Source organism: Agromyces mediolanus (genome assembly GCF_023715325.1).
Taxonomy (GTDB): domain Bacteria; phylum Actinomycetota; class Actinomycetes; order Actinomycetales; family Microbacteriaceae; genus Agromyces; species Agromyces mediolanus_A.
In genome coordinates this window covers 244096-260038 of record NZ_JAMBNX010000007.1, presented here as the reverse complement: position 1 = coordinate 260038, position 15943 = coordinate 244096, and the positions used below count along the sequence as shown (strand labels likewise).

The 15943-nt window shown below is 72.7% G+C and carries 14 protein-coding genes; 7 read left to right on the top strand and 7 right to left on the bottom strand.

The genetic code is table 11. The annotated features are described in order from the left end of the window. Window positions 1-331: 331 nt before the first annotated feature. Window positions 332-2032, top strand: a complete 1701-nt coding sequence (locus M3147_RS13990) for an alpha/beta fold hydrolase (RefSeq protein WP_251204077.1) — start codon at window positions 332-334, stop codon at window positions 2030-2032. Here the strand turns inward: M3147_RS13990 and M3147_RS13985 are convergent. Together M3147_RS13985 and M3147_RS13980 are read right to left on the bottom strand one after the other, a co-directional pair. Further along, window positions 2029-2934, bottom strand: coding sequence for a serine hydrolase (locus M3147_RS13985; RefSeq protein WP_229781845.1), 906 nt, complete (start codon window positions 2932-2934; stop codon window positions 2029-2031). The genes M3147_RS13990 and M3147_RS13985 overlap by 4 nt on opposite strands. A 125-nt stretch (window positions 2935-3059) precedes the next feature. After that, window positions 3060-5117: a M13 family metallopeptidase gene (locus tag M3147_RS13980; RefSeq protein WP_251204076.1), complete on the bottom strand. Its 2058-nt coding sequence runs from the start codon at window positions 5115-5117 to the stop codon at window positions 3060-3062. A 75-nt stretch (window positions 5118-5192) separates the two neighbouring features. Here M3147_RS13980 and M3147_RS13975 point away from each other — a divergent pair, with 75 nt between their 5' ends. Further along, complete coding sequence (locus M3147_RS13975; protein WP_251204075.1) at window positions 5193-5567, top strand: YccF domain-containing protein; 375 nt, start codon at window positions 5193-5195, stop codon at window positions 5565-5567. A 120-nt stretch (window positions 5568-5687) separates the two neighbouring features. Continuing rightward, window positions 5688-7034, top strand: coding sequence for an MATE family efflux transporter (locus M3147_RS13970; RefSeq protein WP_251204074.1), 1347 nt, complete (start codon window positions 5688-5690; stop codon window positions 7032-7034). A 46-nt stretch (window positions 7035-7080) separates the two neighbouring features. On the opposite strand, the gene M3147_RS13965 is transcribed toward M3147_RS13970, so the two are convergent. The 3 genes from M3147_RS13965 to tdh all read right to left on the bottom strand — a co-directional run bounded on the left by M3147_RS13965 (window position 7081) and on the right by tdh (window position 10657). Further along, window positions 7081-8151 carry a LacI family DNA-binding transcriptional regulator gene (locus tag M3147_RS13965; RefSeq protein WP_251204073.1) on the bottom strand — a complete coding sequence of 357 codons (1071 nt, stop codon included), beginning with the start codon at window positions 8149-8151 and terminating at the stop codon, window positions 7081-7083. A gap of 236 nt (window positions 8152-8387) precedes the next feature. Beyond that, complete coding sequence (locus tag M3147_RS13960; RefSeq protein ID WP_251204072.1) at window positions 8388-9596, bottom strand: glycine C-acetyltransferase; 1209 nt, start codon at window positions 9594-9596, stop codon at window positions 8388-8390. A 17-nt stretch (window positions 9597-9613) separates the two neighbouring features. After that, on the bottom strand, window positions 9614-10657 hold the full coding sequence (gene tdh / locus M3147_RS13955) for an L-threonine 3-dehydrogenase (RefSeq protein WP_251204071.1): 1044 nt from the start codon (window positions 10655-10657) through the stop codon (window positions 9614-9616). A gap of 390 nt (window positions 10658-11047) precedes the next feature. Between tdh and M3147_RS13950 the strand changes: the two genes are divergently transcribed. Then, window positions 11048-12334: an MFS transporter gene (locus M3147_RS13950; RefSeq protein WP_251204070.1), complete on the top strand. Its 1287-nt coding sequence runs from the start codon at window positions 11048-11050 to the stop codon at window positions 12332-12334. Here M3147_RS13950 and M3147_RS13945 read toward each other — a convergent pair whose 3' ends face one another. After that, entirely contained in the window at window positions 12335-12985 is a 651-nt protein-coding gene (locus M3147_RS13945) for a pyroglutamyl-peptidase I family protein (protein WP_251204069.1), read from the bottom strand. It abuts the gene before it with no gap. Window positions 12986-13098: 113 nt separating this feature from the next. On the opposite strand from M3147_RS13945, the gene M3147_RS13940 reads away from it, so the two are divergent. The 3 genes from M3147_RS13940 (at window position 13099) to M3147_RS13930 (ending at window position 15167) form a co-directional block, all read left to right on the top strand. Beyond that, on the top strand, window positions 13099-13653 hold the full coding sequence (locus M3147_RS13940) for a dihydrofolate reductase family protein (protein WP_251204068.1): 555 nt from the start codon (window positions 13099-13101) through the stop codon (window positions 13651-13653). A 48-nt stretch (window positions 13654-13701) separates the two neighbouring features. Further along, the gene (nucS, locus tag M3147_RS13935; protein ID WP_251204067.1) at window positions 13702-14397 is read left to right on the top strand and encodes an endonuclease NucS; all 696 of its coding nucleotides are present in this window, start codon (window positions 13702-13704) and stop codon (window positions 14395-14397) included. Window positions 14398-14474: 77 nt separating this feature from the next. Then, complete coding sequence (locus M3147_RS13930) at window positions 14475-15167, top strand: HAD hydrolase-like protein (protein ID WP_251204066.1); 693 nt, start codon at window positions 14475-14477, stop codon at window positions 15165-15167. Between the two features lie 150 nt (window positions 15168-15317). Here M3147_RS13930 and M3147_RS13925 read toward each other — a convergent pair whose 3' ends face one another. After that, entirely contained in the window at window positions 15318-15803 is a 486-nt protein-coding gene (locus M3147_RS13925) for a hypothetical protein (RefSeq protein ID WP_251204065.1), read from the bottom strand. Between the last annotated feature and the right edge of the window lie 140 nt (window positions 15804-15943).

Sequence of the window (15943 nt, the reverse complement as noted above, 5' to 3'; positions counted from 1 at the left end):
CACACCCCACCCCCACACAACCCACCCCCACCCCCAAGCAACACACCAGACCACCCAAGCAACGACCCGACACCCCACCCCGAACCCCACCCATACCCCGAACCCGCACCCTTCTAACCCCACACCCGACCAACGCACCGGAGCACTCTTCGCGCCGCACCAACGCCCCGACGCACCACTCCGCGCCACCCCAAGTCCGCGCCGCACCGCTCCGCGCCGCGCCGCACCACTCCGCGCCGCACCTCGGAATCACCGCCCGCGCCATACCCCATCCGCCCGCCGCCCGTCACCCTCCCCGCCCCGGCGCGCCCGCCGTGCCTAGACTTCGTTCATGGCGATTCGACGGTTCCGGCTGGGTGACCGCGAGACCGTCATCACCGAAACGGGGATCGACGGCGGCCCGACCTACGTGCTCGTGCACGGCGTCGGCATGGGGCATCGCACCTGGTCGGATCTCGCCGAGACGCTCGCCCGCTCCGGTCGCGTACTCGCGCTCGACCTGCCCGGCTTCGGTGACGCGCCGGAACCCGAGGAGTCGCTCGACATGCCGTCGTCCGGCGCGTATCTCGGCGAGCTGGTCGCGGCCGAGTCCCCCGGCGAGCCGGTCGTGCTCGTCGGCCACTCGATGGGCACCCAGATCGTCGCCGAGACCGCCGCTCAGCGCCCCGAGCTCGTCGCCGCCGTCGTGCTCATCGCGCCGACGATCAACCGCCGGGAGCGGACCGCGACGATGCAGGCGCTCCGCCTCGTCCAGGACCTCGCGTTCAGCCACCTCAAGGTGCTCGCCCTCGGCATCCGCTACTACTTCCAGGCCGGCCCCCGCTGGTATTTCGCGAAGCTCGCCGACATGCTCACCCACCGCATCGAGCTGGTGCTGCCGCGCATCCGGGCGCGCACCCTCGTCGTGCGCGGCGAACACGACCAGGTCGCACCGCGCGACTGGGCCGAGCTCGTCACCGCCCTCCTCCCCGACGGCCGCCTCATCGAGGTCGCCGGCCGGGGACACGAGACCATGATCACGGCCGGAGCCGAAGTGGCCCGGCTCGTCGCGGCCCATGCCGCAGGAGAACCCGTCGGCCACCGCGTCGCCCAACCGGTTCCCACGGGGCGCCGCCAGCGACCCGGGCCGCGCGCCGGGCAGCGCGCCGGGCAGCGATCCCGGCAGCGTTCGGCCGCGCCGGGCGCGCCGGCCGCGCCGGGCGCTGCCGCCGTTCCCTGGTGGCGCGCGGCACGCTGGTGGGCTGCGGACTACCTCTACGCGGGCTGGCGCCACCTCGCCGCGCCGTTCGACCGGCGCGACGCCCGCCGATGGCTGCGTGGCGATGCCTCGCTCCCGGAGATCGTGCTGCTGCCGGGCATCTACGAGCACTGGACGTTCCTGCGGCCGCTCGCGGCGCGACTGCACGCGGCGGGCCATCGGGTCCGAGTCGTGCACGGCCTCGGCCCGAACCGACGCCCCATCGCGGAGACCGCCGCGCTGCTGGGCCGCGCGCTCGGACGACGACCGGCGCCCACCGCCGGACGGGTGATCGTGGGCCACTCCAAGGGCGGCCTCGTCGGCAAGCAGCTGCTCGTCGACCTGCTGGCGCGCGACATCGAGCACGATGGCCAGGCGCACGGACGCCCCGGCCTCGGCCTGCTCGGTGTCGTCGCGATCTGCACGCCGTTCGGCGGGTCGAGCCGAGCCCGGTTCTTCTTCGCCGACCGCAGCCTGCTCGCGCTCCTGCCGGGCGACGCGACCATCCACGCCCTGGCCGAGGCCCGGGACGTCGACGCCCGAATCGTCTCCGTCTTCGGAAGCTGGGACCCGCACATCCCCGACGGCAGCGAGCTCCCCGGCGCGCGCAACATCGAGGTGCCGGTCGCCGGTCACTTCCGCGTGCTCGGCGCCCCCGAGACGGCGCGCGCGGTGCTCGACGGGATCGCCTGGCTGGCGCAGCGGGAGGACGCGCGCGACACGACGACCCCCGGAACAGCCACCCCCGACGCGACCGAGGACGCCGCCGAGGACGCGAGCGCGACGCCGCGTTAGTGCACGAACTCCAGCAGGTCGAGCCCCACCTGCCGCATGCCGTCGAGCACCGCGAGGCGGCTCGAGAGCTGCGTGTCGGCGTAGTACATCGACACGGCGAACGCGACGCTCGCGCGCGGTCCGCGCAGCACGCCGACCTCGCTGCGCACCCCGCCGTCGGTGCCGGTCTTGTTCATCAGCAGCACGCTGTGGTCGGGGCGGCGGTGCGCGAGCGGGTCGAGCCCGAACGCCGCGGACACCATCGACAGATCGGTGTTGAGCGTCAGCCAGCCGACGACCCGCTGCGACACCTCGGGCGAGACGATCTCACCGCGCGCGAGCGAGGCGAAGAGCCAGGTGAGCTCCTTCGCGGAGCCGATCGAGAGCTGCGGGGCGTCGTCGGGGCCACGGTGGTCGCGCACGAGGTCGAGCAGGGCGGTACGGGTGAGGCCGAGCGCCTCGGTGCGCGCACGGACCGCCTCGAGCCCGACGTAGCGCAGCAACACGTTCGTGGCGAGGTTGTCGCTCGTCGCGCCGATGAGGGCGGCGAGATCGGCGATCGGCAGTGACGGCGACTGCAGGTGCTGCCAGATCCCCGCATCGCCGACCGCGTCGCGCGCGTCGCGGTCGAGCACGGTGAGCGCCTCAGTCTCGCTCTCGGCGAGCCGTGCGGCGACCTCGACGAGCAGCAGCACCTTGCCGATGGAGGCGGTGGGCATGACCACGTGATCGTCGACCGAGAAGAGCACCCGACCGGTGGCGAGGTCGGTGGCCCGGGCCGACACCTGCACCCCGGCGAGCGCGAGCTCCCCGAGCGCGTCGAAACCGCGGCTGAAGTCCTCGCTCGCCTCGTCGGTGCGGTGCTTCCCTCGCCGGACATCGGCATGGCGCGCTCTGCGCTCTGAGCCTTGCGAGGGGGTCACCACGGTGCTTGCACACTCCTGCTCACGAGCTCGGCGCTCCCCCGCCGCGGGGTGCGGCACGCTCGAGGTCAACGGTATCTGGTGGGGCGGGTTCCGGTCACGGGTTTCCGGGACCGTGGAGCGGACTACCAGATCGTCACCCGCTCGGCCGGGTCGAGCCAGAGGGCGTCGTCGGAGGTCACTCCGAAGCCAGTGTAGAACTCATCGATGTTCCTGACGATCTGGTTGCAGCGGAACTCGTTCGGCGAGTGCGGGTCGATGGCCAGCAGCCGCACCACCTCCGCGTCGCGCGCCTTCATCTGCCAGGCCTGCGCCCAGGAGAGGAAGAACCGTTCGGCGCCGCTCATGCCGTCGATCACGGGCGGCTCCTCACCGCCGAGGGAGAGCAGGTACGCCTTCCAAGCGATCGCGAGGCCGCCGAGGTCGCCGATGTTCTCACCGATGGTGAGGGCGCCGTTGACATGCGGCAACTCGGATGCCTCGGCGGCACCCGCCTCGCCCGAGGCATCCGCCCCGCCCGAGGCATCCGCCCCGCCCTCCGCGAGCTGCGCCGGCACGAGTGCGTCGTACTGGTCGATGAGCGCCTTCGTGCGCTCCTCGAAGGCGGCGCGGTCGTCGGCGGTCCACCAGTCGGTGAGCCGGCCGTCGCCGTCGTACTTCGATCCCTGGTCGTCGAAGCCGTGCCCGATCTCGTGCCCGATCACCGCGCCGATCGCGCCGTAGTTGGCGGCCGCGTCTCGCTCCGGGGTGAAGAAGGGGTACTGCAGGATGGCCGCGGGGAACACGATCTCGTTGAAGCCCGGGTTGTAGTACGCGTTGATCGTCTGCGGGGTCATGAACCACTCGTCGCGATCGATCGGCTTGCCGATCTTGCCGAGCTCCCGGCGGAACTCGAACTCCGCCGTCGCCCGCACGTTCGCCACGAGATCGCCCGGCTCGATGCCGAGACTCGAGTAGTCGCGCCACTTCACCGGGAACCCGATCTTCGGCGTGAACTTCGCGAGCTTGTCGAGCGCCTTGCGCTTCGTCTCCTCCCCCATCCAGTCGAGACCGACGATCGACTCGCGGTAGGCCTCGACGAGGTAGCCGACGAGCTCGTCCATCTGCTCCTTCGCCGCCGGCGGGAAGTGCCGCTCGACGTAGATGCGGCCGACGGCCTCGCCCATCGCGCCCTCGACGAGGGAGACGCCGCGCTTCCAACGCTCGCGCAGCTGCGGGGTGCCCGTGAGGGTGCGGCCGTAGAAGTCGAAGTTCGCCTCGACGAAGTCCTTCGACAGGTAGGGGGATGCCCCGCGGATGACCTGCCAGGCGAGCCAGTCGCGCCAGGCCGGCACGTGCTCCTCCGTGAGCAGCGCGCCCAGCCCTTCGACGAAGCTCGGCTGGCGGACGACGAGCTCGGCGAATGCCGCCTCGGGGGCGCCCATGGCCTCCCGCCAGATCGCGAGGCCCGCCGAGGCCGGGTCGGCGGCGGGGAAGGCGAGGGCCGCGACCTCCGCCCAGCTCTTCAGGTTGTACGTCTTCTCGCTGTCGCGGGAGTCGACGTTGCTCCAGTGCACCGCCGCGATCGCAGTCTCGAGCTCGAACACCCGCGCCGCACGCTCGGCGGCGTCGTCGTCGAGCTTCGCGAGGCGGAACGTGCGCTCCAGGTGCGAGCGGTACGCCTCGCGCACCTCGGCGAAGCGCTCCTCGCGGAAGTAGCTCTCGTCCGGCAGGCCGATGCCGCCCTGCTCGACGAAGACGAGGTAGCGCTCGGGGTCGCCCGGGTCGTTGTCGACGAAGAGCTGCGCGAAGCCCGCGACGCCCTGACGCTCGAGGCGGCCGAGGGTCTCGAGGAAGCTCGGCACGTCGCCGATGAGCGACACCTCGACGAGCTGACCGGCGATCGGGGTGGCCCCGAGGAGCTCGGCGTGCTGCTCGTCCATGAAGCTCGCGAAGAGGTCGCCGACCTTGCGCGCCTCGGTGCCGGGGTCGGCGCCCTGGGCCTCGACGATGATCTCGCGGACCGCCCGCTCGGCCTCCTCGTGCAGCTCGATGAAGGAGCCGTAGCGGGCCTTGTCGGCCGGGATCTCGGTGCGGTCGATCCACTTGCCGTTGACGTGGCGGAACAGGTCGTCCTGCGGGCGCACGCCCGGGTCGAGTTCGTCGAGCGCGATGCCGGAGCTGAGGGTGCCGTCGTCGGTCATGCGCTCCAGCCTAGGCGGCGAAGCCTGAACGGTGGCAGGCGAATTCCCACCGGGCGGTGCGAAGATGGGACCCGTATGAACACCGTGCTCAACGTCATCTGGCTCGTGCTCTCCGGGTTCTGGCTGTTCCTCGGGTACCTGGTGGCCGGGGTGATCATGTGCGTCCTCATCGTGACCATCCCGTGGGGCATCGCCTCGTTCCGCATCGCGCGCTACGCGCTCTGGCCGTTCGGCCGCGAGGTCGTGCAGAAGCCGACCTCGGGCGCGTGGGCGTTCGTCGGGAACGTGATCTGGTTCCTGCTCGCCGGGCTCTGGCTCGCGATCGGGCACGTGTTGTCCGGGGTGGCGCTCTGCATCACGATCATCGGCATCCCGCTCGGCATCGCGGACTTCAAGATGATCCCCATCTCGCTCGCGCCGCTCGGCAAGGAGATCGTCGACAAGGTGTGAGTCGCGCGGGCTGAGCCGAGGCTCGGGCCGGGCGTCGCCGCGTCACCGGGCGCCACCGGGCGTCGCCGGGCGCCACCGGGCGCAGCCGCGTCACCGGCAGGCCGTAGGCTCGACGGGCACATGAGCACCACGCCCGCACGCCGTTCCGTCGACCGCGACATCCTGCGCCTCGCGCTGCCCGCGCTCGGCGCCCTCATCGCCGAGCCCGCGTTCCTGCTCGCCGACACCGCCATGGTCGGGCACCTCGGCGCGACGCCGCTCGCCGGCCTCGGCCTCGCCAGTGCGGTGCTGCAGACGATCATCGGGCTGATGATCTTCCTCGCCTACGCGACGACTCCCGCCGTCGCCCGGCGGCTCGGCGCGGGCGACGAGCGCGGCGCGGTGCAGGCCGGCATCGACGGCCTCTGGCTCGCGCTCGGGCTCGGCGCCCTGCTCGGACTCGCCGGCTGGGCCGCGACCCCCGCGCTCGTCGGCGCGTTCGGGGCCGACCCGGCGGTCGCCGAGGCCGCCCGCAGCTACCTCGGCATCTCCATGGCCGGCCTGCCCCCCATGCTGCTCGTGTTCGCCGCGACCGGCCTGCTCCGCGGCCTGCAGGACACCCGCACGCCGCTCTGGGTCGCGGGCATCGGCTTCGCCGCGAACATCGCGCTGAACTTCGTCTTCATCTACCTCGCCGGCTGGGGCATCGCCGGTTCGGCGGTCGGCACCGTCGTCGCGCAGTGGGGCATGGTCGCCGTCTATCTGATCGTCGTCGGCCGGCACGTGCGCCGGGCCGGCGCGGGCTGGCGGCCCCACCGGGCGGGGCTCCTCGGCGGCGCGTCGTCGAGCGGCTGGCTGTTCCTGCGCACGCTGAGCCTGCGCGCGGCGCTGCTGCTGTCGACCTGGTCGGCGACCGCGCTCGGGCCCGACGAGCTCGCGGCCTACCAGGTCGCGATCTCGATCTACTTCACCCTCGGCTTCGCGCTCGACGCGCTCGCGATCGCGGCGCAGGCCCTCGTCGGCCGCGGGCTCGGCGCGGGCGACGTCGCCGAGGTGCGGCTGGTGCTGCGCCGCTGCCTGCAGTGGGGCATCGGCTCGGGCGTCGTCATCGGCGCACTCGTCGTGTCGACCGCGTGGGTGTTGCCGCAGCTGTTCACCTCCTCGGCCGAGGTCGCCGCGCTGCTGCCGCCCGCGCTCGTCGTGCTCGGCATCTCGGCGCCGCTCGGCGGGCTCGTCTTCGTGCTCGACGGCGTGCTCATCGGCGCGGGCGACGCGCGCTACCTCGCCTGGACCGGGCTCGTGAACCTCGCGGCCTACGCGCCCCTCGCGCTCGGCGCCGTGTGGTGGGCGGATGCCTCGGACGCCCCCGGCGCCGCGACGCTCGCCTGGCTCATGGCGGCGTTCGCCCTGGGCTACCTCGCGGCCCGGGCGATCACGCTCTCGCTGCGCGCGCGGGGCAGCCGCTGGATGGTCACCGGGGTGGCGTAGCGCGAACCGGGCCGCAGGTGCGCGCGACGTCGGCCGCAGGCGGCGATCAGCGCGCGGGCGGCGCCGTCGTGTCGCCGATGTGCAGTGTGCTCGTGAACGCCAGCGACGTCGCGGGCTCGCCCGCGAGCAGCCGCACCACGGCCTCGCCCGCCGCACGACCCTTGTCGGTCGAGGGCTGGTCGAGCGTGGTCAGGTCGTGCCGCAGCCCGTCGACCCGGATGCCGTCGAAGCCGACGACGCTGAGCTCGCCGGGCACCGTCATTCCGAGCTCCTCGGCCGCGTGGATCACGCCCGCCGCGAGGAGGTCGCTCTGCGCGATGATCGCCGTCGGGCGGGCCTCGGCGGGCAGCGCCCGGCCCGAGGCATCAGCCAGCAGGAGGAGTGCGGCGAGCCGGCCGTCCTCGATCGAGCTCGTCGCCGCGGCCACTGCCGGGGCCTCCGGGTAGACGTCGCGCGCACCCTGCAGTCGCTCGATGGTGACCTGGGTCGAGGCGCGCGCCTCGAGGGCCGCGTCCACCGGGCCACTCGTGCGCTCGGCGTCGAACGGGAGCGTCACGACGCCGACGTCACGGTGCCCGAGGCCCCGCAGATGCTCGGCGCCGCGCCGGGTGGCGTCGCGGTTGTCGATGGAGATGTCGGGCACGTCGTCGCCCGTCGGGCCGCCCTCGATCGCGACGGTGGGGATGCCTCGGCGACGCAGGATCTCGAGCGAGTGCTCCACCCGCGGGCTGCAGCCGATGAGTACGACCGCGTCGACGGGGGCGTCCTCGATGGTGGCGCCCTCGGACTCGCCGCCCGTGAACGGCAGCAGCAGGAGCGCCGCGCCGAGCGGGGCGATGCCGTCGGCGATGCCGTCGAGCGTGCGGATCTTGACCGGGTCGAGGAACGCGCTGCGCACCCGCTCCTCGAGCACCACGCCGACGATGCCGGAGCGGCCCCGGCGCAGCGAGCGCGCCCTCGGGTCGGGCCCGGCGTAGCCGAGCTCGGCGGCCGCGGCGAGCACCCGTTCCTTCGTGGCATCCGACACGGGGCCCGATCCGGAGAAGGCGAGCGACGCGGTCGACGCCGAGACACCGGCGTGGGCGGCCACGTCGGCGAGGGTGGGGCGGGCGGTCATGCCCCCGAGTCTAGGCGGCGGGCCTGCGAGCCGCCCGAATCGATTCGACCGCCCGTGCCCGCCCGCGCCCACCCCAGCCCGTGCCAGCCCGCCCGCCCCAGCCCGCGAGTTGCACGACGAATGCGCCGACGCGCCGGGGTGAGGTGGCGCTACCGCGGATTCGTTGTGCAACTCGCCACGCGACGGGCACGTGGAAGAGCGGGAAGGTGGAAGAGCGGGCACGTGGAAGAGCGGGCTCAGGCGGGGGCGACCTCGTCGCGCGCGGCGGTGAAGGCGTCGACGCAGGCGCGGATCTCGTCCCCGGAGTGCGCGGCGGAGAGCTGCACGCGGATGCGCGCCTCGCCCTTCGGCACCACGGGGTACGAGAACGCGGTCACGTAGACGCCGCGGGCCTGCAGGGCGTCGGCGATGCGGGCGGTGAGCGCCGCGTCGCCGAACATGACCGGCACGATCGGGTGCTCGCCGGGCAGCAGCTCGAAGCCGGCCTCGGTCATCAGCGAGCGGAACAGCTCGGCGTTGGCCCCGACCCGCTCGCGCAGTTCGCCCGACGAGGAGAGCAGCGACAGCGCCTCGAGCGTGCCCGCGACGATCGCGGGGGCGAGCGTGTTGGAGAAGAGGTACGGGCGGGCGCGCTGGCGCAGCAGGTCGACGATCTCCTGCCGGGCCGCGACGTAGCCGCCCGAGGCCCCGCCGAGCGCCTTGCCGAAGGTGCCGGTCGTGATGTCGACCCGCCCCTCGACGCCGCACAGCTCGGGGGTGCCGCGCCCGTTCGCCCCGACGAAGCCGACAGCGTGCGAGTCGTCGACGAACACGAGCGCACCGTAGCGGTCGGCGAGGTCGCAGATCTCCCGCAGCGGGGCGATGTAGCCGTCCATCGAGAACACGCCGTCGGTGACGATCACCTTCCGGCGGGCGTCGGATGCCTCGACGAGGCGCTGCTCGAGCTCGGCGAGGTCGCGGTTCGCGTAGCGGTAGCGGCGGGCCTTGGACAGGCGGATGCCGTCGATGATCGACGCGTGGTTCAGCGCGTCGGAGATGATCGCGTCGTCCGGCCCGAAGAGCGTCTCGAAGACGCCGCCGTTCGCGTCGAAGCAGGAGGAGAAGAGGATGGTGTCGTCGTAGCCGAGGAATTCGCTCACCCGTCGCTCGAGCTCCAGGTGCTGCGTCTGCGTGCCGCAGATGAAGCGCACGCTCGCCATCCCGTAGCCCCACTCGTCGAGCCCGCGGTGCGCGGCCGCGACGATGCGCGGGTCGTCGGCGAGGCCGAGGTAGTTGTTGGCGCAGAAGTTCAGCACCCGCTGCAGCGAGACCCCGCCGTCGCCGCCCGAGGCGACGTCGACGGCCGAGGACTGCGGTCCGACGATGCCGCGCTCCCGCTTGGTGAGCCCCGCGGCGTCGATCTCGTCGAGCTCGGCGCGCAGCTGCGTCTTCACGTCTCCGTACATGTCCAGTCCACCCGTTCCTATACTTCGGTCCAGTCGAGGATGACCTTGCCCGCGCCCGCGGACGCGGCGACGTCGAACGCCGCCCGCCACTCCCTGGCGGGGAAGCGGTCGGAGATCACGCTCGCGACGGCGTCGCGCAACGGCTCGCTCGTCTGCAGCATCGCGGACATCGAGTTCCAGGTCTCGAACATCTCGCGCCCGTAGATGCCCTTCAGCGTCAGCATGTGCGTGACGACCTTGCCCCAGTCGATCGCGTACGGCTCCGCGGGCAGGCCCAGCATCGCGATGCGGCCGCCGTGGTTCATGTTCTCGATCATCTCGGGCAGCGCCTTCGGCGACCCGCTCATCTCGAAGCCGACGTCGAAGCCCTCGCGCATGGCGAGCCGCTGCTGCGCCTCGCGCACCCGCTCCTTCGACACGTCGACCACGTCGTCGGCGCCCATGCGGCGGGCGAGCTCGAGCCGTGCCGGCGAGACATCCGTCGCGACCACGAAGCGCGCCCCCACGTGCCGGGCGACCGCGATCGACATGAGTCCGATGGGCCCGCAGCCGGTGACGAGCACGTCCTCGCCGACGACGCCGAAGGCGAGCGCGGTGTGCACCGCATTGCCGAAGGGGTCGAAGATCGCCCCCAGCTCGGGGTCGACCGGGGAATGGTGCACCCACACGTTCTGCCCGGGGATCACGATGTACTCCGCGAACGCGCCATCGCGGTGCAGGCCCACGCCCTGCGTGCGGATGCACATCTGCCGGCGGCCGGCACGGCAGTTGCGGCACATGCCGCACACGACGTGCCCCTCGCCCGACACCAGATCGCCGACGGCGACGTCGTGCACGAGCGGCCCGACCTCGACGACCTCGCCGGAGAACTCGTGCCCCGGGATCAGCGGCGTCGCGATCGTCGACGCGGCCCAGTCGTCCCACTTCTCGATGTGCAGGTCCGTGCCGCAGATGCCCGTGCGGAGCACCCGGATCTTCACGTCGGCCGGCCCCACCTCGGGCTCCGGCCGATCCACGAACTCGAATCCGGCACCGGGCGCGGCTTTGAACAGGGCCTTCATGTGGAACTCCAACGTGGTTCGGGGCACGGAACCGCTGGGTGCGGCGGTCCGTGCGAGTCGGTCCGGTGGGTGCGCCGGATGCCTCAGCCATCGTATCGACGCACGGCGGGATGTTTCAGGACGGGCCGGATGTTCCGGGACGGGCCGGACGTTCCGGGACGGGCCGGATGCCTCGGGGCCATCTCGTCTCTTGCACGACGTCTCTTGCACGACGCCGCTGCGCTCGCTATCGTGGTCGAATCGATTCGAGTCGAATCGATTCGAGGGGCGTGGCGGGCTGGACTGGACCCCGGCCCGCCGCGCACCCCACCTCCGCACGACCATCCCGCATCGGCCAGACTGGGAGCGGCATCCCGGCCGCTCGGCCGACGACGACCGCGAGGACGACGGATGACCCAGCCGACCCACGACGAAGCGCTTGAGATGACCGACACCCCAGATCAGAGCGGAGCCGCCGCCCGGACGCCCAAGCGCGGCCGCACGCCCCGCGGCCTCGCCGCCTGGCGGAACGCCGTGTTCGCGATCTTCTTCCTGTCCGGTCTCAGCATGGCGAGCTGGGTCGCGCGCCTGCCCGCGGTGCGCGACTTCACCGAGCTGTCCACGCAGGGTGTCGGCCTCGTCATCCTCGGCATGTCCGTCGGCTCGATCATCGGCCTCGTCGTCGCGCCGATCATCCTCGCCCGCCTCGGCGCGCGCGCCGGCATGATCTCGATGCTGCTGCTCGTCTCGGTCGGCCTCGTGCTCATCGGCATCGGCGGCTCCCTCGTGCCGTCGGTCGCCACGATCGTCGTCGGCCTCGCCTTCTTCGGATTCGGCAACGGCGCGGTCGACGTGATGATGAACGTCGAGGGCGCCGAGGCCGAGCGCGAGATCGGCAAGACGCTGATGCCGCTCATGCACGCCTTCTTCAGCTTCGGCACCGTGGCGGGCGCCATGCTCGGGGCCGGCGCCGCCGGACTCGGCCTGCCCCTGATCGCGCACCTCGGCATCATCGCCGGGCTCATCGCGATCGCCGTCGTCGTCGCGGTGCGCTTCGTGCCGCGACGCGCGGAGCTCGGCGACCCGAAGGACCATGGCGCCGCCAAGCCGCCGTGGCGGGAACGCCTGCGGGCGAGCCTCGCCGTCTGGGGCGACGTACGCCTCCTCCTCATCGGCGCGATCATGCTGAGCATGTCGTTCGCCGAAGGCTCCGCGAACGACTGGATCACCCTCGCCGCCGTCGACGGCCACGGCTTCGACGCGACCACCGGCGCCCTCGTGTTCAGCGTCTTCACCATCTCGATGACCGTCTCGCGCGTGCTCGGCGGCCCGCTGCTCGACCGCTTCGGCCGAGTCCCCGTGCTCCGGGTGCTGTCGGTCACCGCGGTCGTCGGCATCTCGATGTTCATCTTCGGCACCGAACCGTGGGTCATCGTGGCCGGCACGGCGCTCTGGGCGGTCGGCTGCTCGCTCGGCTTCCCGGTCGGCATGTCCGCCGCGGCCGACGACCCGGTGAACTCCGCTGCCCGGGTGAGCGCGGTCGCGATCATCGGCTACTTCGCGTTCCTCGCCGGGCCGCCGCTGATCGGATTCCTCGGCGAGCACTTCGGGCTGCTGAACGCGCTGCTCGTCATCCTCGCGCTCACCGCGGTCGCCGGCATCCTCGCCCCCGCGGCGCGCGAACGCTCGCGGAGCTGACTAGCCGGCCGCGACGCCCTCGGCGAGCGAGCGCACGGCCGCCTCCGCGGCGCTCGCGAGCTCGTCGAAGCCCGGCGCGCCGGCGTCGGCCGCCCCGGCCGTGCCGCCGGTCTCCGCACCGTCCGTCTCCGCGCCGATCGTGGCGGTGCCGCGGCTCCGCACGGCCGGCACGTGCAGGAATCCGCCCGGCAGCTCCAAGCGGGCGAGCTCGTAGGCGACCCGGTTGCACACGAAGCCGCCGGCGTCGTCGGATGCCTCGGCGCGGACGCCGACCGCACGGATCGCCTCGACCATCGCGTCGACGTCGAAGCGGGCCGCTCGCCGCTCGGGCCCGTCGTCGATCGGGACCCCGCGCGGCTGCACCCCGTCGTTGTCGGGGATGCGGGCGTCGACGAGGTTGCGCGCGCTGCGCTCGGGGGTGACCGCCGCGCGCCGCCCGGCCTCGCCGAGCGCGAGCACGGCATCGGGGCGGTGCTCGGTCACGAGCTCGCCGAGGCGCGCGGGCGCGCCGTCGAACGACACGGGCAGGATGGCAGTGACGAGCTCGATCGCCGGGTCGCTCCAGCGCTCGCGCAGCCGTGCGACGGTCTCGCCGCTCGCGTTCTCGGCGTCCGAGCCGAACGGTTCGAAGCCGGTGACGAGGATGCGCATCACTCCAGGATTCCACGAGCGGCGGGAGCAGCTCGGTGCGCATCGGCTCGGTGTGGATCAACTCTGGCGGCATCCGTCCGGGAGGTGCACCATGTGCGCCAGGAGGTACCGACATGGCCGCACTGCTCTACTCCACGAACTGCTCGCTCGACGGCTACATCACCGACGAGCAGGGCAGCTTCGACTTCAGCGACCCGAGTCCCGATCAGCACCAGTTCATCAACGACCGGATGCGCACGGTCGGCACCCACCTCTACGGGCGCCGGCTCTACGAGGTGATGCGAGTCTGGGAGGACTTCGATCCGGCCGAGCTCTCCCCCGTCGAGGCCGACTTCCAGGAGGTCTGGCGGGCGACCGACAAGGTCGTCTACTCGGCGACGCTCGACGAGGTGTCGACGCCGCGCACGACGCTCGAGCGCAGCTTCGACCCGCAGGCGGTGCGGGAGTTCGCTCGCACCGCCGAGGCCGACGTGCTCGTCGGCGGCGCGATGCTCGCGGCCGAGGCGCTGCGCGCCGGGATCGTCGACGAGCTCTCGCTCTACGTCGCGCCGTGCCTGCTCGGCGGCGGCGCGAAGGCGCTGCCCGACGGCGTGCGCCAGCAGCTCCGACTCGTCGACACCCGGCGCTTCGACAACGGGGTCGTGGTGGTGACGTACCTGCGGGCGTGACGGCCGCGAGGCGGCGAGCGCGCCGCGAGGGCCGCGTACACTCGAACGGTGCGTCTCGTCATCGCCCGCTGCTCCGTCGACTACGCCGGCCGGCTCTCCGCCCATCTGCCGCTCGCGACCCGCCTGCTCATGGTCAAGGGCGACGGCAGCCTGCTCGTGCACTCCGACGGCGGCAGCTACAAGCCGCTCAACTGGATGAGCCCGCCCTGCACGCTCGCCGAGGCCGAGCCCGACGAAGAGCAGGCCGCCGGCGGCATCACGCAGGTGTGGACGGTGACGCACAAGAAGACGGCCGACCGGCTCATCGTGAAGATCCACGAGGTGCTGCACGACTCGGCGCACGAGCTCGGCATCGACCCCGGCCTGCAGAAGGACGGCGTCGAGGCCCACCTGCAGCAGCTGCTCGCCGAGCAGATCGAGCGGCTCGGCGACGGCTATCGGCTGATCCGCCGCGAGTACATGACCGCGATCGGCCCCGTCGACATCCTCGCCACCGACGAGGCGGGCGCGAGCGTCGCCGTCGAGCTGAAGCGCCGGGGCGACATCGACGGCGTCGAGCAGCTCACCCGCTACCTCGAGCTGATGAACCGCGACCCGCGGCTCGCGCCCGTGCGCGGCGTCTTCGCCGCCCAGGAGATCAAGCCTCAGGCGCGCACGCTGGCCGAGGACCGGGGCATCCGCTGCGTCGTGCTCGACTACGACGAGATGCGCGGCGTCGACAGCGGGCACGCCCGGCTGTTCTGAGCGCGGTGGGACGCGGCCAGCACCGGACCCGAGCGGTACTCGGCTTTCACGGAGGCGCGCGCCCATAGGATGTCACGGTGACCTCTGACACGCTGCTCCCCCCGGCACCCGTCGTCGCCACCCGAACCTGGTCGGCCGTGCTGTTCGACCTCGACGGCACGATCATCGACTCCGCCGGAGACATCACCCGCTCCCTCGCCCACACCTTCGACACGGTGGGGCTGCCCGTCCCCGACGAGGCAACCCTGCGCGACTACGTGGGCCCGCCGCTGCTCGACAGCCTCCGCCTCTCCGCGGGACTCGACGACGAGCAGGCCCGGCACGCCCTCGGCATCTACCGGGCGCACTACAACCAGCGGGCCATCCGCTCCCCCGTCTTCCCCGGCATCGCCGGCCTCCTCGAGCGGCTGCACGCCGCCGGCATCCCGGTCGCCCTCGCCACCTCGAAGCCCGAGGCCGTCGCGCGCACCGTGCTCGAGCACGCCGGGCTCAGCCGGTACTTCACCACGATCACCGGCGCCAGCGAGGACGACTCCCGCACCACCAAGGCCGACGTCGTCGCCGAGGCACTGCGCCGGCTCGGTGACGCCGGAGTGGATGCCTTGCACGCCGTCATGGTCGGCGACCGGGGCTACGACATCCTCGGCGCCGCGGCGCACGACGTGCCGACGATCGTCGTCGAGTGGGGCTACGGCTCGCCCGCCGAGGCCGCCGACGCGCTCGCCATCGTGCACTCGAGCGACCAGCTCGGCAAGCTGCTGCTGGGCTGAGCGCCTGGTCCGCTGAGCCCGTCGAAGCGCTGGTTCGCTGAGCCCGTCGAAGCGAGCCCGTCGAAGCGCTGGTTCGCTGAGCCCGTCGAAGCGCTGGTTCGCTGAGCCCGTCGAAGCGGGCCCGAGCCGGCGGGCCCTTCGCCGGCCGCGCTAGGGCGCCGGGACCACCTCGACGGTGAACTCGACCTGCTGGCCGGACTCGTCGTTCGTGAGCGCCACCTCGGTGTCGCCCTCGGCGAGCGCGGTCAATCCCGGGTTGAACTGCGCCGAGCCGTCGTCCGCGCCCGGGACGAACTCGGCGACCTCCGGGTCGGAGAGCTCCGCCGTCCAGGCGAGGAAGTGCTCGTCGTCGCCCACCAGGTCGACCGTGCCGCCGACGGGCACCTCGACGGTCGTGCCGTCCACGGCGCCGAGATCGACGATGACCGGCGGCAGCACCGAGGCGCCATCGCTCGCGGTCGGACTCTGACTCGGCGCTTCCGTGCTGCCCGCGGCGCAGCCGCTGAGCGCCGCAGCGAGCGCTGCGGCGGCGAGCAGCGCCGCGAATCGCCTGGTTCGCTGAGCCCGTCGAAGCGAACCCGCCGGCTCCCCCGGCTCGCCGAGTCCGTCGAAGCCGACCGCCCCCAGTCGAGACATCCTGATCCCCCCGAATCCGGCGCGGCTCCGCGCCACCGCCAGCGTAGCGCGACGCGAAGATCTGACGCAGGATGCCGAGAGGATCGAAGATCCTCGCACGCACGGTGCCGACGCCGCCCCGATCGCGACGATCCGCCAGG